Consider the following 19120-nt stretch of genomic DNA (forward strand, 5'->3'; position numbering starts at 1 on the left):
CACCGGAGTAGACTAGGCCAAACCCTTTCGGCACGGAGCATACATGGGCATTCGCGGTACTGACCGGCAGATCGACAACATCGAGTTCAATGTCAGCGACATCTCACGGAGCAAGGCCTTCTATGGCAGTGTATTCGGCTGGGCGTTCACCGACTACGGGCCGACCTACACCGAGTTCAGCGATGGCCGGTTGACGGGTGGCTTCACCACGGGTGAGCCGGTGCGCCCGGGCGGGCCGCTGGTCATCCTGTACGCTGACGACCTGGAGGCCACGCAGCAGCGGATCGAAGCTGCCGGGGCGAAAATCAGCCGGGCGACCTTTGCCTTCCCCGGCGGGCGGCGCTTTCATTTCATCGACCCTGACGGTTATGAGCTGGCGGTGTGGACGGCCCAAGCCTGATGGCCAATCACAAGATCGAAATCCGCCGACGCAATATCGAAAAAATCCTGCAAGCGGCGGAAAAGGTGTTTGCCGAGAAGGGCTACGGCGCCACCTCCATGGGGGATATCGCCGAGCAGGCTGAGCTGCCACGCTCCAACCTGCATTATTACTTCAGCACCAAGGACGAGCTGTTCCGCGCGGTGCTGCAGGACCTGCTGGATGTGTGGAAGCAGGACGCCCTGTGCTTCGAGAACTTCGACGACCCGCGTGTGGTGCTGACCAGCTACATCCGGGCGAAGATGGGCCATTCGCGCTCGCGGCCGCTGGGCTCGAAGATCTGGGCCGAAGAGATGCTGCACGGGGCGCCGGTGCTGGGGGTTAACCTCGACGAAAGCCTGGTGCCCTGGGCGAAGATGAAAGAGGCCAAGATCCGCTGTTGGGTGGAAGAGGGGCGCATTCTGCCGGTGGAGCCGTCGGCGCTGCTGTACATGATCTGGGCCTCGACCCAGCATTACGCCGACTTCGGCTACCAGGTGCAGTTGCTAAACGGCGGCGAGATGCTGTCGGACATGGCGTTCGAGAGTGCGGTGCAGACGGTGACCAGCGTGATCTTGCGGGGGATCGGGCTGGAGCCGTGAACCGGCGATGAAGGCCGCTGCGCGGCATTCGCGGGCTTGCCCGCTCCCGCAGGACTGCGCCATTTCTGAGGACAGCGCAGAACCTGTGGGAGCGGGCAAGCCCGCGAAGGGCTGCATGGCAGCCCCATTGCTTCAACTGGCCTCGCGGTACGGGTTACGCGGATCCTGCGTCCAGTTCAGGTACGGCTTGCCGGTATCCTGTGCCTCCATTTCGATGCAGTTTTCCACCGGGCAGGTGATCTGGCACAGGTTACAGCCTACGCATTCCTCTTCGATCACACTGTAGGCATGCGTGCCGTCAGCCTTCAGCGTGCTGGCAATCGCCTGGTGCGAGGTGTCCTCGCACGCAATGTGGCAGCGCCCGCAGCCAATGCACGCCTCCTGGTCAATGTGCGCGACCGACTTGTAGTTGATGTCCAGGTATTTCCAGTCGGTGGTATGCCCCACCGCCTGCCCGCGGAACGCTTCGATAGTGGGATGCCCATGCTGGTCCATCCAGCGTGCCAGGCCGTCCTGCATGTCCTCGACGATACGGAAGCCATGCAGCATCGCCGCTGTGCACACCTGCACGGCGCCACTGCCCAGGGCCATGAACTCGGCGGCGTCACGCCAGTTGCCGATGCCGCCAATGCCACAAATCGGCAAGCCCCGCGTTTCCGGGTCACGGGCGATTTCCGCCACCATGTTCAAGGCAATCGGCTTCACTGCCGAACCGCAGTAACCGCCATGGGTGCTCTGGTCTCCGACAATCGGGTGGGCCACCATGCGGTCCAGGTCGACGCTGGTGATGGAGTTGATGGTGTTGATCAACGACACGGCATCGGCCCCGCCCCGGTGCGCGGCGCGGGCCGACTGGCGGATATCGGTGATGTTCGGCGTAAGCTTCACGATCACCGGCAGCGCGCAGTACGTCTTGCACCAGCGGGTGACCATTTCCACATATTCCGGCACCTGACCGACGGCTGCCCCCATGCCGCGCTCCGGCATACCGTGCGGGCAACCGAAGTTCAGCTCGATGCCATCGGCCCCCGTGGCTTCCACCAGCGGCAGGATGAACTTCCACGATTCCTCTATGCACGGCACCATCAGCGACACGATCAGTGCGCGGTCGGGCCAGTCCTTCTTCACCTGGGTGATTTCACGCAGGTTGATTTCCAGAGAGCGGTCGGTGATCAACTCGATATTGTTGATCCCCTGTACCTGACGGTTGGGGCCATAGTGCGCCGAGTAGCGCGACGACACGTTGACCGCCGCAGGGTCTTCGCCCAGGGTCTTCCAGACCACGCCGCCCCAGCCGGCCTCGAAGGCGCGGACCACGTTGTAGGCCTTGTCGGTTGGCGGTGCGGAGGCCAGCCAGAAGGGGTTGGGTGCCTTGATGCCGGCAAATACGATAGACAAGTCGGCCATTTACGCTGCCTCCACGTTGAGCATGAGTTGGGCATGGATGGCTTCGGCGGCCAGCTTGCCGTGTTGCACGGCCTGCACGGTAAGGTCCTGCCCCAGCGCGGTGCAGTCGCCGCCTGCGTACACGCCCGGCAGGCTGGTCTGCAGGTTTTCGTCAACGCGGATGCGCTCACCCTCGCGGGCCAGTTGCGCAGCCACCGGGTCGCCGAGGCTGGCATCGTCAAAGCGTTGGCCAATGGCCTTGAAAATGGCGTCCGCAGCCAGCTCGAAGGTTTCGCCGGTATCGCGCAGGCGGCCTTCCGCCAGCTCGGTGCGGGCAAAGCGCATGCCGCGGACCTTGCCGGCGTCATCCAGCAGCACGGCATCAGGGCGGGCCCAGGTGTGCAGGCGTACCTGGTTGGCCTTGGCAATGTCCTGCTCGTGGCCGGTAGCGCCCATGTCGGCGTGGCCACGGCGGTACACCAGGTTGACGTCGCGGGCACCCAGACGGCTCATCTGCACAGCCATGTCGATGGCCGTGTTGCCAGCACCGATCACCAGGCAGCGCTCGGCCAACGGGAGCTGGCTCAGGTCATCGGCCTGGCGTAGCTCGCGGATGTATTCGGTGGCGGCGACCACACCAGGGGCTTCCTCGTCGGGCAGCCCTAGCTGGCGCACGGCATTCAGGCCGAGGCCCAGGAACACCGCGTCGTACTGATCGCGCAGTTCGCCCAGGCTGAGGTTGCCACCCAGGCGCTGGCCATGGCGGACTTCGATACCGCCAATGCCCAACAAGAAATCCACTTCACGCTGGGCATAGTCGTCTACCAGCTTGTAGCGGGCGATGCCGTACTCGTTGAGGCCACCGGCTTTGTCGCAGGCCTCGAACACCACCACGTCATGCCCGTGCATGGCCAGGCGATGGGCGCAGGACAGCCCTGCCGGGCCGGCGCCCACCACGGCGATACGCTTGCCGGTGGCTGCCGAGCGCTTGAACGGGTGTGCGCTGAACTGGGCGTTGTCCAGGGCGTAACGCTGCAGCTGGCCGATCAGCACCGGCGCGCATTCCTGGGCGTTGTTGCGCACGCAGGCTTGCTGGCAGAGGATTTCGGTGGGGCACACGCGGGCGCAACTACCGCCCAGAATGTTGGCCGAAAGAATGCGCTCGGCGGCGCCTTGCAGGTTTTCGTCACTGATGCGGTGTATGAACGAGGGGATATCGATTTCGCTGGGGCAAGCGTTGACGCAGGGGGCGTCGTAGCAGTACAGGCAGCGTGCACTTTCCAGGGCGGCCTGACGCGCGGTGAGGGGTGGGGCCAGGTCGCTGAAGCGCTCGGCCAACTGGTCGGCGCCGGCCCGGGGGCGCGGCAAATGGTTCAGGGCGTTCGTCACGGTTGTAGCCTCTCTATTTTTTTTGGTGCAGGCGACAGGTATTGCGGTCGATTCTGGGGCCGCTCCCACAGGCGATCGCGGTCCTTGTGGGAGCGGCCTTGCGTCGCGATGGGCTGCACAGCAGCCCCAATGACTTCAGCGCGGAACAGGCATCGGCCGCTGATGCTCGGCCCGGCGCCCCAGCACCTCATACACCGCCGGGTACGCCGGCCGTTCCACATAGCGCCCCGCGCCCGGCTCGGCGCGCAGGTCGCCATCGGCCCAGAGCACCTTGCCCTGGCTGATGGTGTGGCTTGGGATGCCGCGCACGGTGCGGCCTTCGAAAATGTTGAAGTCCACCTGCTGGTGGTGGGTTTTGGCGGAGATGGTGCGGGTGCCCTGCGGGTCCCACAGTACCAGGTCGGCATCGGCACCCACGCGGATAGCGCCCTTGCGCGGGAACAGGTTGAAGATTTTCGCCGTGTTGGTAGAGGTCAGCGCGACGAATTCGTGCATCGACAAACGCCCGCTGTTGACCCCGGCATCCCACAGTACTGCCATGCGGTCTTCGATGCCGGCGGTGCCGTTGGGGATGCGGCTGAAGTCGTCGCGGCCCATGGCTTTCTGCTCGGCGCAGAAGCAGCAGTGGTCGGTGGCGGTGGTGTGCAGGTTGCCCGACTGCAAGCCGCGCCACAGCGCCTCCTGGTGTTCGCGTGGGCGGAACGGCGGGCTCATCACATAACCGGCGGCGGTGGTCCAGTCCGGGTCACGGTAGACACTGTCGTCCAGCAGCAGATGTCCGGGCAGCACCTCGCCATACACCGGCTGGCCCTTGCCTCGGGCATAGGCGATTTCATCCAGTGCCTCGCGGCTGGAAATGTGCACCAGGTACAACGGCGTGCCGAGGGTTTCAGCAATGCGGATGGCGCGGCTGGCCGCTTCGCCTTCAACCTGCGAGGGGCGCGACAGCGGGTGGGCTTCCGGCCCGGTCATGCCCTGGGCGAGCAGCTTTTTCTGCAGGTGGTACACCAGCTCGCCGTTTTCGGCATGCACGGTGGGCACCGCGCCCAGTTGCAGGCAACGCTCGAAGCTGGCCACCAGGGTATCGTCCGCGGCCATGATCGCATTCTTGTAGGCCATGAAATGCTTGAAGCTGTTCACCCCGTGCTTGGCCACCAGCTCGCCCATCTCTTCGGCCACCTGCTCGCTCCACCAGGTAATGGCGACGTGGAAGCCATAGTCGCTGGCGCTTTTCTGCGCCCAGCCACGCCAGGTGTGGAAGGCCTCCAGCAACGACTGCTGCGGGTTGGGAATGACGAAGTCGATGATCGAGGTGGTGCCGCCAGCCAGGCCCGCAGCGGTGCCGCTGAAGAAGTCCTCGCTGGCCACCGTGCCCATGAACGGCAACTGCATGTGGGTGTGCGGATCGATGCCCCCAGGCATCAGGTACTGGCCGCTGCCGTCGAGGATCTCGCAGTCGGTGGGCGGTTCGAGGTTTTGCCCGATGGCACGGATCAGGCCATCGGCACACAGGACATCGGCGGGGTAACTCTCTTCGTGGGTAACCACGGTGGCGCCACGGATCAACAGGGACATGCCGTTTTCCTCGCAGGCTGACCGGTCTTGGCCGGTTCTTTGCATTGTCATGGATGCAGGGCGGGCAGGGCGGTCAATCCTGTCAGTCCTGACAAGATTCGAGGCTAGATGCTGATTCTGGATTCAGCAAGAAAATTTTCCCATTAAATTTGTGGTTTTTAAGTTGTTGATATCAATAGGAAAAAATTAACGCGCGAATGGGCGCCGGGGTTTTCCTGGTATTTGACTAACTTGACAAGATGAAAATCTGGTCGAGATTTCTAAGCACAATTCCGCGTGCGAACTCCGGTCATCGAATCAGCCTGATGAGCGAAAAAATAGAAGAAAAACTGGAGAAGGGCCTATGCAACAGAGCAGATCGGAAGTGGTCGAGCAAGATGGCCTGTTCGAGCTGTCCGAGGGCAGCGATGTCCTCGACAGCCCGCGCTACAACCCCGACATAGCACCGACCAAGGTGCACCAGCGCACCTGGAACAAATGGCACATCACCGCCCTGTGGGTGGGCATGTCCATCTGCGTACCCACCTACACCCTCGGCGGCGTGCTCACCGCCTACTTCGGCCTCAGCGTTGGCGAAGCGCTGCTGGCGATTTTGCTGGCCAACGTAATCGTGCTGATACCGCTTACCCTCAATGCCTTTCCCGGCACTAAGTACGGCATCCCGTTTCCGGTGCTGCTGCGTTCGTCGTTCGGCATCCTCGGCTCCAACGTACCGTGCCTGATCCGCGCGGTGGTGGCCTGTGGTTGGTTCGGTATCCAGACCATGTTTGGCGGGCTGGCCATTCACCTGTTCCTGGGTTCGGTGTTCGACGGCTGGAAGGCGCTGGGCGGGACAGGCGAGGTGATTGGCTTCATGATCTTCTGGTGCCTGAACCTGTGGGTGGTGCTGCGCGGCGCCGAGTCGATCAAGTGGCTGGAAACGCTGTCGGCACCGCTGCTGGTGGCAGTGGGCGTCGGTCTGCTGTTCTGGGCCTTGCCGCACATGTCGATGACCGAACTGTTGGCGCAGCCGCCCAAGCGTCCGGAAGGGGCGAGCGTGGTCAGTTACTTCTGCGCCGGGCTTACGGCCATGGTGGGCTTCTGGGCCACACTGTCGCTGAACATTCCCGACTTCAGCCGCTACGCCCGCAGCCAGAAGGATCAGATTCTCGGGCAGATCTTCGGCCTGCCGCTGACCATGTTCCTGTTCGCTGCGCTGGGTGTGGTGCTGACCGCCGCTTCGGCGTCGCTGGTGGGCGAGACGGTGTCCGACCCGGTCAGCCTGATCGGCAAGATTCAAAGCCCGTTCTGGGTGGCCCTGGCCATGGCGCTGATCGTGATCGCCACGCTGTCGACCAACACCGCGGCGAACATCGTGTCGCCTACCAATGACTTCCAGAACATTGCCCCACGCCTGATCGGCCGAAGCCGCGCGGTATGGCTGACCGGCTTTATCGGCCTGGCGCTGATGGGGCATGAACTGCTGAAGAAGCTGGGCCTGATTGTCTCCGACCTTAGCCTGGAGAGCGTGTACTCCAACTGGCTGCTGGGCTATTCCAGCTTGTTGGGGCCTATTGCCGGCATCATGGTGGTGGACTACTTCCTGATCCGGCGGCAGAAGCTGGACCTGGCCGGGCTATACCGCGACGACGTGTATCCCGCTTGGAACTGGGCCGGTTTTGCCGCCTTCGCCTTGCCAGTAGGGCTGACGGTAATGGCGATTGGCAACAGCAGTTTCAGCTGGTTCTACGACTATGGCTGGTTCACCGGCTCGTTGCTGGGCGGTGCACTGTACGCCGCGCTTGGCGGTTTGGCGGCACGCAACCCGGTGCGGTTGGCCAAACCCTTGCCTTGAGGCCTCGAAGAGGCCCGTACAAACAATAAGAAGCCTGAAGGAGAAGCCCGTGACCCCCGTCAAAGAGATCCTGAAGACCAACGCCCGTCACGTCGACAGCACCCGCCTGTGGCAGTCGCTGATGGACCTGGCCCGGCTCGGCGCCACTGCCAAGGGCGGTGTCTGCCGCCTGGCCTTGACCGACCTCGACCGCCAGGCCCGCGATCTGTTCGTGCAGTGGTGCGAGGCGGCCGGTTGCTCGGTCAGCATCGACGCCGTCGGCAACATATTCGCCCGCCGCCCGGGCCGTAACCCCAAGCTGCCGCCGGTGATGACCGGTAGCCATATCGACACCCAGCCCACCGGCGGCAAGTTCGATGGCTGCTTCGGGGTGATGGCCGGGCTGGAGGTGATCCGCACCCTCAACGACCTGGGCGTGGAAACCGAAGCGCCGCTCGAAGTGGTGGTGTGGACCAACGAAGAAGGTTCGCGTTTTGCGCCATGCATGATGGGGTCTGGGGTATTCGCCGGCAAGTTCACCCTGGAAGACACCCTGGCCAAGCGCGATGCCCAGGGTGTCAGCGTTGGCGAAGCGTTGAACTCCATTGGCTACGCCGGTCCGCGTGCTGTGTCGGGGCACCCGGTGGGGGCGTATTTCGAAGCGCATATCGAGCAGGGGCCGATCCTTGAGGACCAGGCCAAGACCATCGGCGTGGTCCTCGGCGCCCTGGGCCAGAAGTGGTTCGACCTGACCCTGCGCGGTGTTGAAGCCCATGCCGGCCCTACGCCGATGCACCTGCGCAAGGACGCCCTGGTGGGGGCAGCCGCTGTGGTAGAGGCGGTCAACCGCACGGCGCTTGCCCACCAGCCCCACGCCTGTGGCACGGTGGGTTGCCTTCAGGCGTACCCGGGCTCGCGTAACGTGATCCCGGGCGAAGTGCGCATGACCCTCGACTTCCGCCACCTGGAGGGCGAGCAGTTGAATGCGATGATTGCCGAGGTGCGCGGGGTGATCGAGGCGACCTGTGCCAAGCATGGCCTGAGCCATGAGTTGGTGCCCACGGCCGACTTCCCGGCGCTTTACTTCGACAAAGGCTGTGTCGACGCCGTGCGCGAGTCGGCCAAGGCGCTGGGCCTGCCGCACATGGACATCGTCAGTGGCGCGGGGCATGACGCGATCTTCCTGGCCGAGCTGGGGCCGGCGGGGATGATTTTCGTGCCGTGCGAAAACGGCATCAGCCATAACGAGATCGAGAACGCCACGCCCGATGACTTGGCGGCGGGCTGCGCGGTGTTGTTGCGGGCGATGCTGGCGGCGTCGGAGGCAATTGCCAATGGGCGCCTGGCGGCCTAGGCACTGGCCTCAAGAAGGCCGTTACGGCCAAGGTGATAGCGCTGCAGGTCCTGCGCCAGGGTCAACTGCCCGCTGTAATGGGCGAGGGCCTCGTCGCGCACGTTGTCGATGTGCGGGCTGCGCCGTGGGTCGTTCTGGTAGCGGGCGCTGAAATGCGTCAGTACCAGGTTGCGCACGCCAGCGGCCTCGGCAAAGCGTGCCACCTCAGCGGCGGTGCTGTGGCCGAACGTGCCCCCGGTGCGTTCGACCACCGCCTGGGTGAAGGTGGCTTCGTGCACCAGTACATCCGCACCCCTGGCGACGGCTGCCAGCAGTTCTGGCTTGTCGTTGTCCCCGCACACGATCACCCGCCGGGGCGGACGCGAAGGGCGCAGGTAGTCGTTGCCGTTCAGCAGTTGCCCGTTGTACGGCACGGTCAACCCCTTGGCCAGCTCGCCCCACAGCGGACCACGCGGTATGCCCTCGGCGTCCAGGCGCTGGATGTCCAGGCGTGGCTCAGGGTTGATTTCGGTGAATACGAAACCCACGCTGGGCACCCGGTGCGACAGTTGCACGGTGGTCACCTGCAGGGTCTCGCTGCGCCATGCGATCAGCTCTTCCACGGGCAACAGGCGCAGCTCGAACGGCAGGAAGGTGTCGCTGGCAACCAGGCCCTGGCGTACCCAGTCGTGCAGTACGGCGGGCAGGATCACTTCCAGCGGCTGGGTGCGCCCGCTCATGCCCGCGCTGGCCAGCAGGCCGGGCAGGCCGAAGCAATGGTCACCATGCACGTGGGTGATGAAGATCGCGCGCAGGTCGCGGATCGAAAGCGGGGTGTGCAGCAGGCGGTGCTGGGTGCCTTCGCCGCAATCGACCAGATACCAGTGGCTGCCGCTGGCTTCGATCACGGCTGTGGCGCTGACATTGCGTGCCTTGGTGGGCACCCCGGCGGAGGTGCCAAGGAACAGCAGGTCCATGCTCAGGCTCCTGTTTCAGGCCAGAAGCGGCCAAGGTGATACGGGGCGCACACCTTAGCCGGATTGCCGCCCGCCGTCGACGGCCTGCTAGTTATCCTGTCGCCAGATGAGCTCGCTGGTGTCATAACCTTGCTCTCGGGCGATTGTCAGCAGTTGCTCGCGCTGCTGGTCGGTGACCGCTGGCGTGCGCGAAAGCAGCCACAGGTACTCGCGGTTGGGGTGGCCGACCAGTGCCACGCGGTAGTCCTTGTCGTGGTAAAGCACCCAGTACTCACCCTTGGTCAGGCCTGGTGCCAGGCGGCTGAACCAGTTGTCGAAGCGCACCCACAGCTTGTCGGTGCTGCCCGGTTGCTGAGCCTCGGCGATGCCCTTGGCTTCATTCCACTGGCCGTCCTTTTCCTGGCAGCGATTGGTTACATCGATACGGCCGTCCTCGCGCAAGCCGTAGCGCGCCTCGGACTTCACGCAGTTACGCTGGAAGAACATCGGCAGGCGTGCCAGTTCGTACCAGGTACCCTGATAGCGTTGCAGGTCCACCTGCTGGGTACGCGGCGGTGCCGGGTGATCGTTGCCGGCGCAGCCGAGCAGGGCCAGGGTCATGCAGGAAAGCAACAGTGTTGTGCGCAGCGCCATGGGTGACCTCCTTGGAGCGGATAGGGCGTACCTGGGGTTTGATGCGTTCGCGGGGCAAAAGTTGTATGGGAGTGGGGCATGTCTTTAAATTGCATTATGGCTGCAGGGCGCATGTCTCAAGGGTTATTTCGCCCGTACGATCGAGCGCCGCCCGCGCGGCGCATCGCGAGCAAGCTCGCTCCTACATTTTTTCGGGCCAGTATCGCCTGCGCCAGCGCGGGCGACCGCCTTGTTTGTTCCACACAATATCGAGGTGGGCACCAAGGGGCGCGCGCCTCTGCCTCAGGAATAACTGGCCCGAAACAGATGTACGAGCGAGCTTGCTCGCGATGCGCCGCGCGGGCGGCGCTCGATCTCACAAACGGCATCACCCTAAAGCCATGCACCTTCAGACCTGATGCACCCGCGCCAAACAGAGCACCTCACAGCCAGTACGTCACCGCCCACCATCCCAACCCGCCCATCACCACGGTATAGGGCAGCGCCATCCACACCATCCGCCCATACGACAGCCGGATCAGCGGCGCAATGGCCGAGGTCAGCAGGAACAGGAACGCCGCCTGCCCGTTCGGCGTCGCCACGCTTGGCAGGTTGGTGCCGGTGTTGATCGCCACCGCCAGTGTTTCGAAATGCTCGCGGCTCATGCTGCCGTTGAGAAATGCCTGCTTCACTTCGGTGATGTAGATGGTGGCAACGAACACATTGTCGCTGATCGCCGACAGCAAACCGTTGGCCAGATACAGCATGCCCGGTTGCTGTTCGGCCGGCAGCGTCAGCACCCAGCTGATCAATGGGCTGAACAATTGTTGCTGATGAATTACCGCGACCACGGCAAAGAACACCACCAACAGCGAAGTGAATGGCATGGCGTCCTGGAAGGCACGGCCCAGGCGGTGCTCGTCGGTGATGCCGGTGAAGGCCGTGATCAGTACGATCACCATCAGGCCGATCAGGCCGACCTCGGCCACATGCAACCCCAGGCAGATGATCAGGATCAGGGCAGCAAGCCCTTGTACCCACAGCGCGATGCGCTGGGCCTGGGTACGTGCGGCATCGTCCTCGGCGGCATAGGCAGCCAGTACCTGGCGCACTGTCTCAGGCATCAGCGTGCCGTAGCCGAACAGGCGCAGCTTCTCCAGCAACACGCAGGTCAGCAGGCCGGCACCCAGCACCGGTATCGACACGGGCGCCACCTTGAGGAAGAAGTCAGCGAAGTGCCAGCCCATCTCGTGGCCGATCAGCAGGTTCTGCGGCTCGCCCACCAGCGTGCACACGCCACCCAGGGCGGTACCCACTGCGCCGTGCATCAGCAAGCTGCGCAGGAACGCGCGGAACTGGTTCAGGTCGTCACGGTGTAACTGCGCCACTTGCTGGTCGCTGTCCAGTGCGCTGTCTTCACGCGGGTTGGCGCCGGACGCCACGCGATGGTAGACCGCATAAAAGCCGACCGCGGCGCTGATGATCACGGCCGTCACCGTCAGCGCATCGAGAAACGCCGAAAGGAATGCCGACAGGACGCAGAACAGTAGCGACAGCATGGCTTTTGAACGCACACCCAGCAGAATGCGCGAGAACAGGAACAGCAGCAGTTCCTTCATGAAATGGATACCGGCGACCATGAACATCAGCAGCAGGATTACCGGGAAGTTGTGCTGCAGTTCTTCGTACAGTGCCTGCGGCGTGGTCATCTGCAACAGCAGGGCTTCGATCAGCAACAATCCGCCGGGCATCAGCGGGTAGCACTTCAGCGCCATGCCCAGCGTGAAGATGAACTCGATTACCAGCGCCCACCCGGCTGCAGCCGGGCCAATGGTTGCCAGTAGAAGCGGATTGAGCACCAGGAACAGGCAGATGACCGCTTTGTACCAAAGCGGCGACTGGCCCAGGAAACCGTGAGCGAGGGCGCCGGTCAGGGAGCGCGACATGAATATGTATCCTTATGATTCAGCGATGGCGCACGGTGCCGGATCTGCGCGTCTTAGGCAAGGCGCACAGTCCCGTTTTTGGCACAAGTACGGCCATTGGGCTGGGTTACCATCGCTGCCATGAGCCTTTCACCCACAGGAGTGCCGCCCGTGACCGAGTACAGTGCATTCAAGGTCGAACTGATCGACAGCATCGCCCACGTTCAGATCAATCGCCCGGAGAAGGTCAACGCGATGAACGCGGCTTTCTGGGAAGAGATCATCGACATCTTCCAGTGGATCGACGACACCGATGCCGTGCGTGCTGTGGTGATCAGCGGTGCCGGCAAGCATTTCTCCGCCGGTATCGACCTGATGATGCTGGCCTCGCTGGCCGGGCAGATGGGCAAGGACGTGGGCCGCAATGCACGCTTCCTGCGCAAGACCATCCAGCGGCTGCAGGCCTCGTTCACCGCTGTGGACACGTGCCGCAAACCCGTACTGGCGGCCGTGCAGGGCTACTGCATCGGCGGCGCCATCGACCTCATCTCGGCGTGCGACATGCGCTACTGCAGCAGTGACGCGCAGTTCTCGATCAAGGAAATCGACATGGGCATGGCGGCCGATGTCGGCACATTGCAACGTTTGCCACGCATCATTGGCGACGGCATCATGCGGGAGCTGGCGTTTACCGGGCGCAATGTCGAGGCCGACGAGGCGCTGCGCATCGGCCTGGTCAACCGAGTCTATGATGATCAGGCCGCACTGATGGACGGCGTCTTTGCCATCGCCCGCGAGATTGCCGCAAAATCGCCGATCGCTGTGGCCGGCACCAAGGAAATGCTCAGCTACATGCGTGACCATCGCATCGACGATGGCCTGGACTACATTGCCACCTGGAACGCCGCAATGCTGCAGTCCGAAGACCTGCGTGTGGCTGTGGCGGCGCACATGAGCAAACAGAAACCGACGTTCGCCGACTGATCGGGCCGGGGGACGCGCAGTAAAGGAACCCCCGACATGTCAGCACGCTGGACTACTGCAGTACTCGACCCACAGATGACCGGGGGGCTAGCCGTGGCCCGCAGCCCTGAAGGGTTTCTGGTGGACGCCAACGGCGCGCTGTTCCCCCGCGACTGGCTAAAGCGCCAGGACCTCGACGTGCTGTGCGAGCATGGCATCGGCCACTTTGACGGCCAGCCGGTGTTCCTGCTGGAACTGCGCAGCGCCACTGATGTGCCTGGCTGCAGCTGGCGCGGCCTGCGTGCGTTCATGCTCGAAGGCGACTTCGACACCTACAAGGTGCTGGGCTATGCCGCACAGATCGGCACCTGGGCCCGCGAGCATCGCTTCTGCGGCAGTTGCGGCCAGGCGATGACGCAAATTCGCTGGGAGCGGGCGATGTATTGCCAACCCTGCGACCTGCGCAGCTATCCGCGAATTTCACCCAGCATGATCGTGCTGGTGACCCGCGGCGATGAAATCCTGCTGGCGCGTTCGCCGCGTTTCGTCACCGGGGTGTACAGCACCTTGGCAGGTTTTGCCGAACCGGGTGAATCGGCCGAAGACTGCCTGGTGCGCGAAGTGCGCGAAGAAGTGGCGGTGGAGGTGAAGAACATTCAGTACGTCGGCAGCCAGTGCTGGCCGTTTCCGCATTCGATGATGTTGGGTTTCCATGCCGAGTATGCCGGGGGCGAGATTGTCATGCAGCCGGACGAGATCGAGGACGCCAAGTGGTTCAGCGTCCACGACTTGCCGCCGCTGCCGGCCGGGCGGTCCATTGCCCGTTATCTGATCGATCTGTATGTTGCGCGGCGGCTGGGCTGTGATATCCCGGCTTTCCCGTCCTAGCTGCAGTGAGAAGTGTTCATCGCCCCTCACCGACAGGCCCATGCACAGGCCGGCGATGTAGTCCACCTGCCCGGAAATGATGAACACCGTCAGCACCGCGATGTTGCTGACGAAGTTCATGCTGCGCGCCACGTCGCTGGCGCGAACCGGGTCGATGGGTATTCAGGAATCGTTATTCTGATTACTGGTATATGCTCGATCTGGTGTCGCTTGGGGGGAGCTCCCTGCCCTGCGTATGGTATTCATTGCCCGAAAAAAAGGGTTGGGGAGACCTAAGCTCTCTGGGCTAGTTTCGGAATACGGCGGTGGTGGAAGGCCTGGATTTTGTGCCAGAACAGCGGCTAATTCGTGGAGTGTCAATCCAGACTGTAGTTCTGTAAGCCTGCTGACAGTGGCTTCGATCTTAGCGGTGAGATACTGTAATCGCTTTACCAGCTTTGGGAGGATGTTATGCGACAGAAGTTGTGCTGCTTCTGGTATGTCACGCTCAAGCTGAGCCTTTTCTGCCAGTCGTTTTGGTAGCTTTTTTGCCATTTTAACATCCCAGCCAGTTGCCTTGCTGCTGAAACGCCACCCCGAGTACTTTTGCAGTTCTGGATGGTCGTGAGCGGCTATTATCTCTGTCATCTTATAAGCAGGTTCGGGGCGACTGAACAGTTTCTTGATCCAACTCTGGCCTGAATGATCTAGCCTGTTTATTGGGTCGGCAGAGCAATAGGAGTAGGCGTTTATGCCTCCTTTGCTGAAAGGGCTTAGGCTATCGGGCGAGAGGAATCTCATCAAATTCGGGTTATAAGTACGCTTGCCGTTTCCCAGTAGGTAGCAGCCTGTCCATATGTCGCGAGGTGCGCCCGTGAAACCCAGTGCGTAAATATTCCCTGGCATAGCTGAGGCGCCATAACAGGTATATTGTAAGGAAATAACGTTGCTTTGCATTTAGATATTTCCGTTGATAAGAGGTGTTATATGTTTACAGTTCCTTGCGCACCCCTCAACTGGCATAAATGATAGTACGGCTGATGGGCCTCATGATCGGGTACAAAGGGTCAGGCCTGCCCGAACCAGTGTTGCCACGCTAAGCGCACGGTCAACGCCAGCACCACGGTGATGAACACCGGGCGGATGAACTTGCTGCCGCCACTGATCGCCGTGCGTGCGCCGAAAAAGGCGCCGACCATCACCGACAGGCCCATGCACAGGCCAACGATATAGTCCACCTGCCCGGAAATGATGAAAACCGTCAGCGCCGCGATGTTGCTGACGAAGTTCATGCTGCGCGCCACGCCGCTGGCGCGTACCAGGTCGATGGGGTACAGCAGCAGGGTACTGACCGTCCAGAACGCCCCGGTACCCGGGCCGGCTACGCCGTCGTAGAAGCCCAGGGTGAAGCCTTGCGGGACTTGCCACTTTTTCTTGATCGGTGCATCGGCATCCAGCGGCGCCTTGGGCGTGCCGCCGAACAACAGGTAGATGCCACAGGCGAAGACGATCACTGGCAGCATCTTGTTCAGCCATTCGGCTGGCATGTAGTGGGCGATGACGGCGCCGAGCGACGCCCCGGTCAGGGTGGCGAACAATGCCGGGCGCCACTGCGCCGGATGGAACAGTTTGCGTTTGTAGTAGGTGAAACCTGCAGTGGCCGAGCCGAAGGTGGAACTGAGCTTGTTGGTGCCCAGTACCAGGTGCGGCGGCATGCCGGCAGTGAGCAGGGCCGGAGTGGTGAGCAGGCCGCCGCCACCGGCGATGGCGTCGATGAATCCAGCGACGAAGGCGACCAGCGCCAGGATGAGGAGGGTAAGGGGTTCTACGGTGAGTTCGAAGGGCATGGGAGGCTTCAGGCAGTTGGTCGGCAGCACAAACGCTACAGTTAGCGGCTATGGTAATGCCATCAAGCAGCCACTGTCAGTGTCCGATATGCCCGATTGCGTGCTTCAGTTTCCCTTTTGCGTTCTGGTTAATTTGTTTTTTGTAGCGGGTGATAATGAAGCTGATGATAGACTTGGTTCAGGTTCGTTGGCTCGAGGGTATGCTGACAAAAGACTGTTCAATGTCTTGTCATTTTTCATCACTTCGTCCTCCAGGATTTGAAATCGTAAGCTCTCAAAGTCGTCCATTAGCTTGTACTTCAGTTGTCCCTGTTTGTCTATGCTGATAAGTTTGTTCTCCATTAAGTCGGTGAATTGGTTCAGGGCTTTACCTGTGTCAGAAAGGGTTTTCAGTTCTTTTTTAATAACACTGTTCTCGGCAATGCCTTGGAACGCTTCGAGCACAGGGTTCTCATTGATTGCTTTAAGCGCCGCCTCGCGTCGCTGCATGATCGTTTTCTTTTTTGGTAAAAAAGATTTTTTGGACAAAACTGGACCATGACCTGAAGGGTCATGGTAGTTAATGGGGTCTCCTGAGCAATATGCATAAGCGTTGAGCCCACCCCCGTCGAAAGGGCTATCGCTGTCAGGCGAGTGGAATCTCATGAGGCCGGTGTTGTAGGTACGGTAACTTCCAAGCTGGTAGTGGCCTGAAAAAAGGTCAATGTACTGGCCGTTGAAACCCGTAGCGAGCAAAAACTGGGCCTGTGGTTTATAGCCGTAGCATGAGTAAGCGAAGTGACGAAGGGCATTAGTCAGGGAGGCGGCTGAGTCAGGTGTTTGTTTGAATGTGAGCATGGCTGTCAACACGTTCAGGATGAGTTGAGTGATCTCATCGTATTTTGCCCGGATGAGCAACTGGTAGAAATGCTAGTTTCAAACCCCTAAGTGCAGTGCAAGCCACCAAGTGGCTCATGGGGGAGCGGGTCTCTCAACAGGACTTAGTGACTGCAAAAAGACCCGTGCAGGCGTTCACATCAGCTTTGGATGAAGGCGAGCAAATCCGCATTGATCACATCGGCATGGGTGGTGGGCATGCCATGCGGGTAGCCTTCGTAGGTTTTCAGCGTGCCATTGGGCAGCAGCTTGGCTGACAGTACCCCGGAGTTTTCATAGGGCACGATCTGGTCATCGTCGCCGTGCATCACCAGCACCGGCTGCTGGATGCCCTTCAGGTCCTCCGTGAAATCGGTCTGGGAAAACGCCACGATGCCATCGTAATGGGCCTTTGCACTGCCGATCATGCCTTGGCGCCACCAGTTGCCGATGATGCCTTCGCTGGCATCGACCCCAGGGCGGTTGTAGCCGTAGAACGGCCCTGTTGGCACATCCCGGTAGAACTGCGCCCGGTTGCTGGCAACCTGGGCCTGGAAACCGTCGAATACCGACTTGGGCAGGCCACCGGGGTTGCCGGGGGTTTGTACCATCAAGGGGGGGACGGCCGCGATCAACACGGCCTTGGCCACCTTGTCTTCAGGGTACCGGGCCATGTAGCGCACCACCTCGCCGCCGCCGGTCGAGTGGCCGACATGCACGGCACCCTGGGTGCCCAGGTGGGCGACCACGGCGGCTACGTCGTCGGCATAGTGGTCCATGTCGTGGCCGTTCCATACCTGGCTGGAGCGGCCATGGCCCCGCCGGTCGTGGGCGACCACGCGGTAGCCTTCAGCGAGGAAGAACAGCATCTGCGCGTCCCAGTCATCGGCACTGAGCGGCCAGCCGTGGTGGAAGTGGATCACCGGTGCATCGCGCGGGCCCCAGTCCTTGTAGAAGATCTGTACGCCGTCCTTCGTGGTTACATAGCTCATGGTCGTGTCTCCTGGGTGCAGGAAGCGAAGGGAGCTATTGAGAATAGGAGGGATTTTGGCGGGTATCAGGAAGTTGTGTTGCCTGTGTGGGCCTCTTCGCGGGTGAACCCGCTCCTACACTGTGAGGTCCCTTTCACCCGCGAAGAGGCCCGCACAGGCAACACTGATGCCCTTCAGACACGGTCGCGCATGCGGTACCAGGCCTTTGCCGCAGCTTCCAAAGGCGCAGCCAGCAGGTCGCCGCCGGGGAAGCGGCCGTTGTCGATGCCTTGGTACAGCGCCAACAGGTCTTCATCGCCGAGAATGGCATCGCTGACCGCACGCGCCGCCGCCAGGGTCGGCAGAACGCCATGGCCGGAGAAACCCTGCAGCCAGTAGCGCTGGCCCTCGCGGCCGACGTCCGGGGTGCGCTTGATGCTGCAATCGATGTGGCCGCCCCAGGCATAGTCGATGGCCACCCCGGCCAGTTGAGGGAACACCCGCTCCAGGTACGGGCGGGTGGCGCTGGCGACGTCCTTGGGGATGCCGCCCAGGTAAGTGCAGCCACCGCCGAACAGCAGGCGGTGGTCTGGGGTCAGGCGGAAGTAGTCGGGTACGAACTGGTTGTCGATCACGCAACTGTTGCGAGGTAGTAACGAATGGGCGAAGTCGGCATCCAGAGGCGCAGTGGCGACCTGGTAGGAACCGACGGGCAACAGGCGGCGCGACAGGCCGCGGTCAAGGCGATCGATGTAGGCGTTGCAGGCCAGCACCAATACCTGGCAGCGAACTTCGCCACGGTCGGTACGGGCGACATAGCCGTCGCGAGCCTGCTGGTAGCTGAGCACCTGGCTCTGTTCGTAGATTTGCCCGCCGGCAGCCTCGATGGTACTGGCCAGGCCCTGTGCCAGTTTCAGCGGGTTGAGGTGGGCACCTTTGGCGTCGTACAGCGCGGCCTGGTAGCGCGGGCTGTCGATCCATTGCGGCAACTCGTCACGGCCGATCAGGCGCAGGGCGTCGTAACCCCATTTATGCTCGGCATCATGCAGGGCCTCTTCGAGCATTTTCACCCGGCGCGGCAATACCGCAGTCCACAGGCTGCCCTGCCGGTAGTCGATGTCGAAGCCGTGGCGTTGGGGCAGTTCGCGCATCTCTTCGGCGGCCCAGCACATGCTGGCCCATAGCCGTTGGGTGCGTTCGATGCCAAGGGCCTGCTCCAGCGGCGGCATGTCGCACGACCAGCCCAACAGCGCCTGGCCACCGTTGCGTCCGGAAGCCGCCCAGGCAACCCGGCTGGCTTCCAGCAGCGTTACGCGCTTGCCGGCCTGGGTCAGCCGCAGGGCAGTGTGCAGGCCGCTGAAACCGGCGCCGATGATCAGCACATCGGCGTCCTGGGTGCCTTGCAGGGTAGGGCGTAATGGGATGTTGGTGGGGTAGGTCTGGGCGTAGTAACTGGCGACGTGCTGGGCGGATTGTTTGAACATGCGGGATTTCCGTGAAAATTATTATGTTTATTTTCATGAAAAGTTAGCAGTTAAATTTCACGTTGCCAATGTGTTGGTCGGGGTTTGTGGTTTGCCTATTGTT

General features: G+C 62.0%; 17 protein-coding genes and 1 pseudogene. 6 read left to right on the forward strand and 12 right to left on the reverse strand.

From position 1 onward, the window contains the following. Positions 1-43: 43 nt before the first annotated feature. The gene (locus tag ACF8FB_RS13760; protein ID WP_003251273.1) at positions 44-400 is read left to right on the forward strand and encodes a VOC family protein; all 357 of its coding nucleotides are present in this window, start codon (positions 44-46) and stop codon (positions 398-400) included. Then, the gene (locus ACF8FB_RS13765; RefSeq protein WP_028697673.1) at positions 400-1020 is read left to right on the forward strand and encodes a TetR/AcrR family transcriptional regulator; all 621 of its coding nucleotides are present in this window, start codon (positions 400-402) and stop codon (positions 1018-1020) included. Before ACF8FB_RS13760 ends, ACF8FB_RS13765 begins: the two co-directional genes overlap by 1 nt. Before the next feature lie 132 nt (positions 1021-1152). Here ACF8FB_RS13765 and preA read toward each other — a convergent pair whose 3' ends face one another. The 3 genes from preA to hydA form a co-directional block, all read right to left on the reverse strand. Next, entirely contained in the window at positions 1153-2427 is a 1275-nt protein-coding gene (gene preA / locus ACF8FB_RS13770; protein WP_100774388.1) for an NAD-dependent dihydropyrimidine dehydrogenase subunit PreA, read from the reverse strand. Continuing rightward, positions 2428-3795 carry an NAD(P)-dependent oxidoreductase gene (locus ACF8FB_RS13775; protein ID WP_392511471.1) on the reverse strand — a complete coding sequence of 456 codons (1368 nt, stop codon included), beginning with the start codon at positions 3793-3795 and terminating at the stop codon, positions 2428-2430. A 135-nt stretch (positions 3796-3930) separates the two neighbouring features. Further along, positions 3931-5370 carry a dihydropyrimidinase gene (hydA, locus tag ACF8FB_RS13780; RefSeq protein WP_049588266.1) on the reverse strand — a complete coding sequence of 480 codons (1440 nt, stop codon included), beginning with the start codon at positions 5368-5370 and terminating at the stop codon, positions 3931-3933. 343 nt (positions 5371-5713) lie between these two features. Here hydA and ACF8FB_RS13785 point away from each other — a divergent pair, with 343 nt between their 5' ends. Further along, positions 5714-7204 carry an NCS1 family nucleobase:cation symporter-1 gene (locus ACF8FB_RS13785; RefSeq protein ID WP_010954833.1) on the forward strand — a complete coding sequence of 497 codons (1491 nt, stop codon included), beginning with the start codon at positions 5714-5716 and terminating at the stop codon, positions 7202-7204. A gap of 49 nt (positions 7205-7253) precedes the next feature. After that, entirely contained in the window at positions 7254-8537 is a 1284-nt protein-coding gene (locus ACF8FB_RS13790) for a Zn-dependent hydrolase (RefSeq protein ID WP_392509195.1), read from the forward strand. Here the strand turns inward: ACF8FB_RS13790 and ACF8FB_RS13795 are convergent. From ACF8FB_RS13795 to nhaB, 3 genes are all read right to left on the reverse strand, one after another. After that, positions 8534-9493: a ribonuclease Z gene (locus tag ACF8FB_RS13795; RefSeq protein WP_392511472.1), complete on the reverse strand. Its 960-nt coding sequence runs from the start codon at positions 9491-9493 to the stop codon at positions 8534-8536. The genes ACF8FB_RS13790 and ACF8FB_RS13795 overlap by 4 nt on opposite strands. Before the next feature lie 87 nt (positions 9494-9580). Beyond that, positions 9581-10126: a lipocalin family protein gene (locus ACF8FB_RS13800; RefSeq protein WP_020193701.1), complete on the reverse strand. Its 546-nt coding sequence runs from the start codon at positions 10124-10126 to the stop codon at positions 9581-9583. A gap of 422 nt (positions 10127-10548) precedes the next feature. Further along, entirely contained in the window at positions 10549-12051 is a 1503-nt protein-coding gene (nhaB, locus tag ACF8FB_RS13805) for a sodium/proton antiporter NhaB (RefSeq protein WP_003251254.1), read from the reverse strand. Positions 12052-12201: 150 nt separating this feature from the next. Between nhaB and ACF8FB_RS13810 the strand changes: the two genes are divergently transcribed. Further along, on the forward strand, positions 12202-13014 hold the full coding sequence (locus ACF8FB_RS13810) for a crotonase/enoyl-CoA hydratase family protein (protein WP_392509193.1): 813 nt from the start codon (positions 12202-12204) through the stop codon (positions 13012-13014). Between the two features lie 36 nt (positions 13015-13050). Then, positions 13051-13881: an NAD(+) diphosphatase gene (gene nudC, locus ACF8FB_RS13815; RefSeq protein ID WP_104886353.1), complete on the forward strand. Its 831-nt coding sequence runs from the start codon at positions 13051-13053 to the stop codon at positions 13879-13881. Between the two features lie 27 nt (positions 13882-13908). On the opposite strand, the pseudogene ACF8FB_RS13820 reads toward nudC, so the two are convergent. The 6 genes and pseudogenes from ACF8FB_RS13820 to ACF8FB_RS13845 form a co-directional block, all read right to left on the reverse strand. Beyond that, positions 13909-14040 (reverse strand): annotated as a pseudogene (locus ACF8FB_RS13820) (hypothetical protein); the annotation flags it as partial. Between the two features lie 3 nt (positions 14041-14043). Next, entirely contained in the window at positions 14044-14817 is a 774-nt protein-coding gene (locus ACF8FB_RS13825; RefSeq protein ID WP_010954825.1) for an RHS repeat-associated core domain-containing protein, read from the reverse strand. A 110-nt stretch (positions 14818-14927) separates the two neighbouring features. Next, positions 14928-15707 carry a TSUP family transporter gene (locus ACF8FB_RS13830; protein ID WP_060489072.1) on the reverse strand — a complete coding sequence of 260 codons (780 nt, stop codon included), beginning with the start codon at positions 15705-15707 and terminating at the stop codon, positions 14928-14930. A gap of 105 nt (positions 15708-15812) precedes the next feature. Then, the gene (locus ACF8FB_RS13835; RefSeq protein WP_079732589.1) at positions 15813-16544 is read right to left on the reverse strand and encodes an RHS repeat-associated core domain-containing protein; all 732 of its coding nucleotides are present in this window, start codon (positions 16542-16544) and stop codon (positions 15813-15815) included. Positions 16545-16723: 179 nt separating this feature from the next. Then, positions 16724-17554, reverse strand: coding sequence for an alpha/beta fold hydrolase (locus ACF8FB_RS13840; RefSeq protein ID WP_010954823.1), 831 nt, complete (start codon positions 17552-17554; stop codon positions 16724-16726). 173 nt (positions 17555-17727) lie between these two features. Then, on the reverse strand, positions 17728-19017 hold the full coding sequence (locus ACF8FB_RS13845; RefSeq protein ID WP_010954822.1) for an FAD-binding oxidoreductase: 1290 nt from the start codon (positions 19015-19017) through the stop codon (positions 17728-17730). Positions 19018-19120 lie beyond the last annotated feature (103 nt).

Source organism: Pseudomonas sp. yb_2 (genome assembly GCF_043103905.1).
GTDB classification, from domain to species: domain Bacteria; phylum Pseudomonadota; class Gammaproteobacteria; order Pseudomonadales; family Pseudomonadaceae; genus Aquipseudomonas; species Aquipseudomonas alloputida.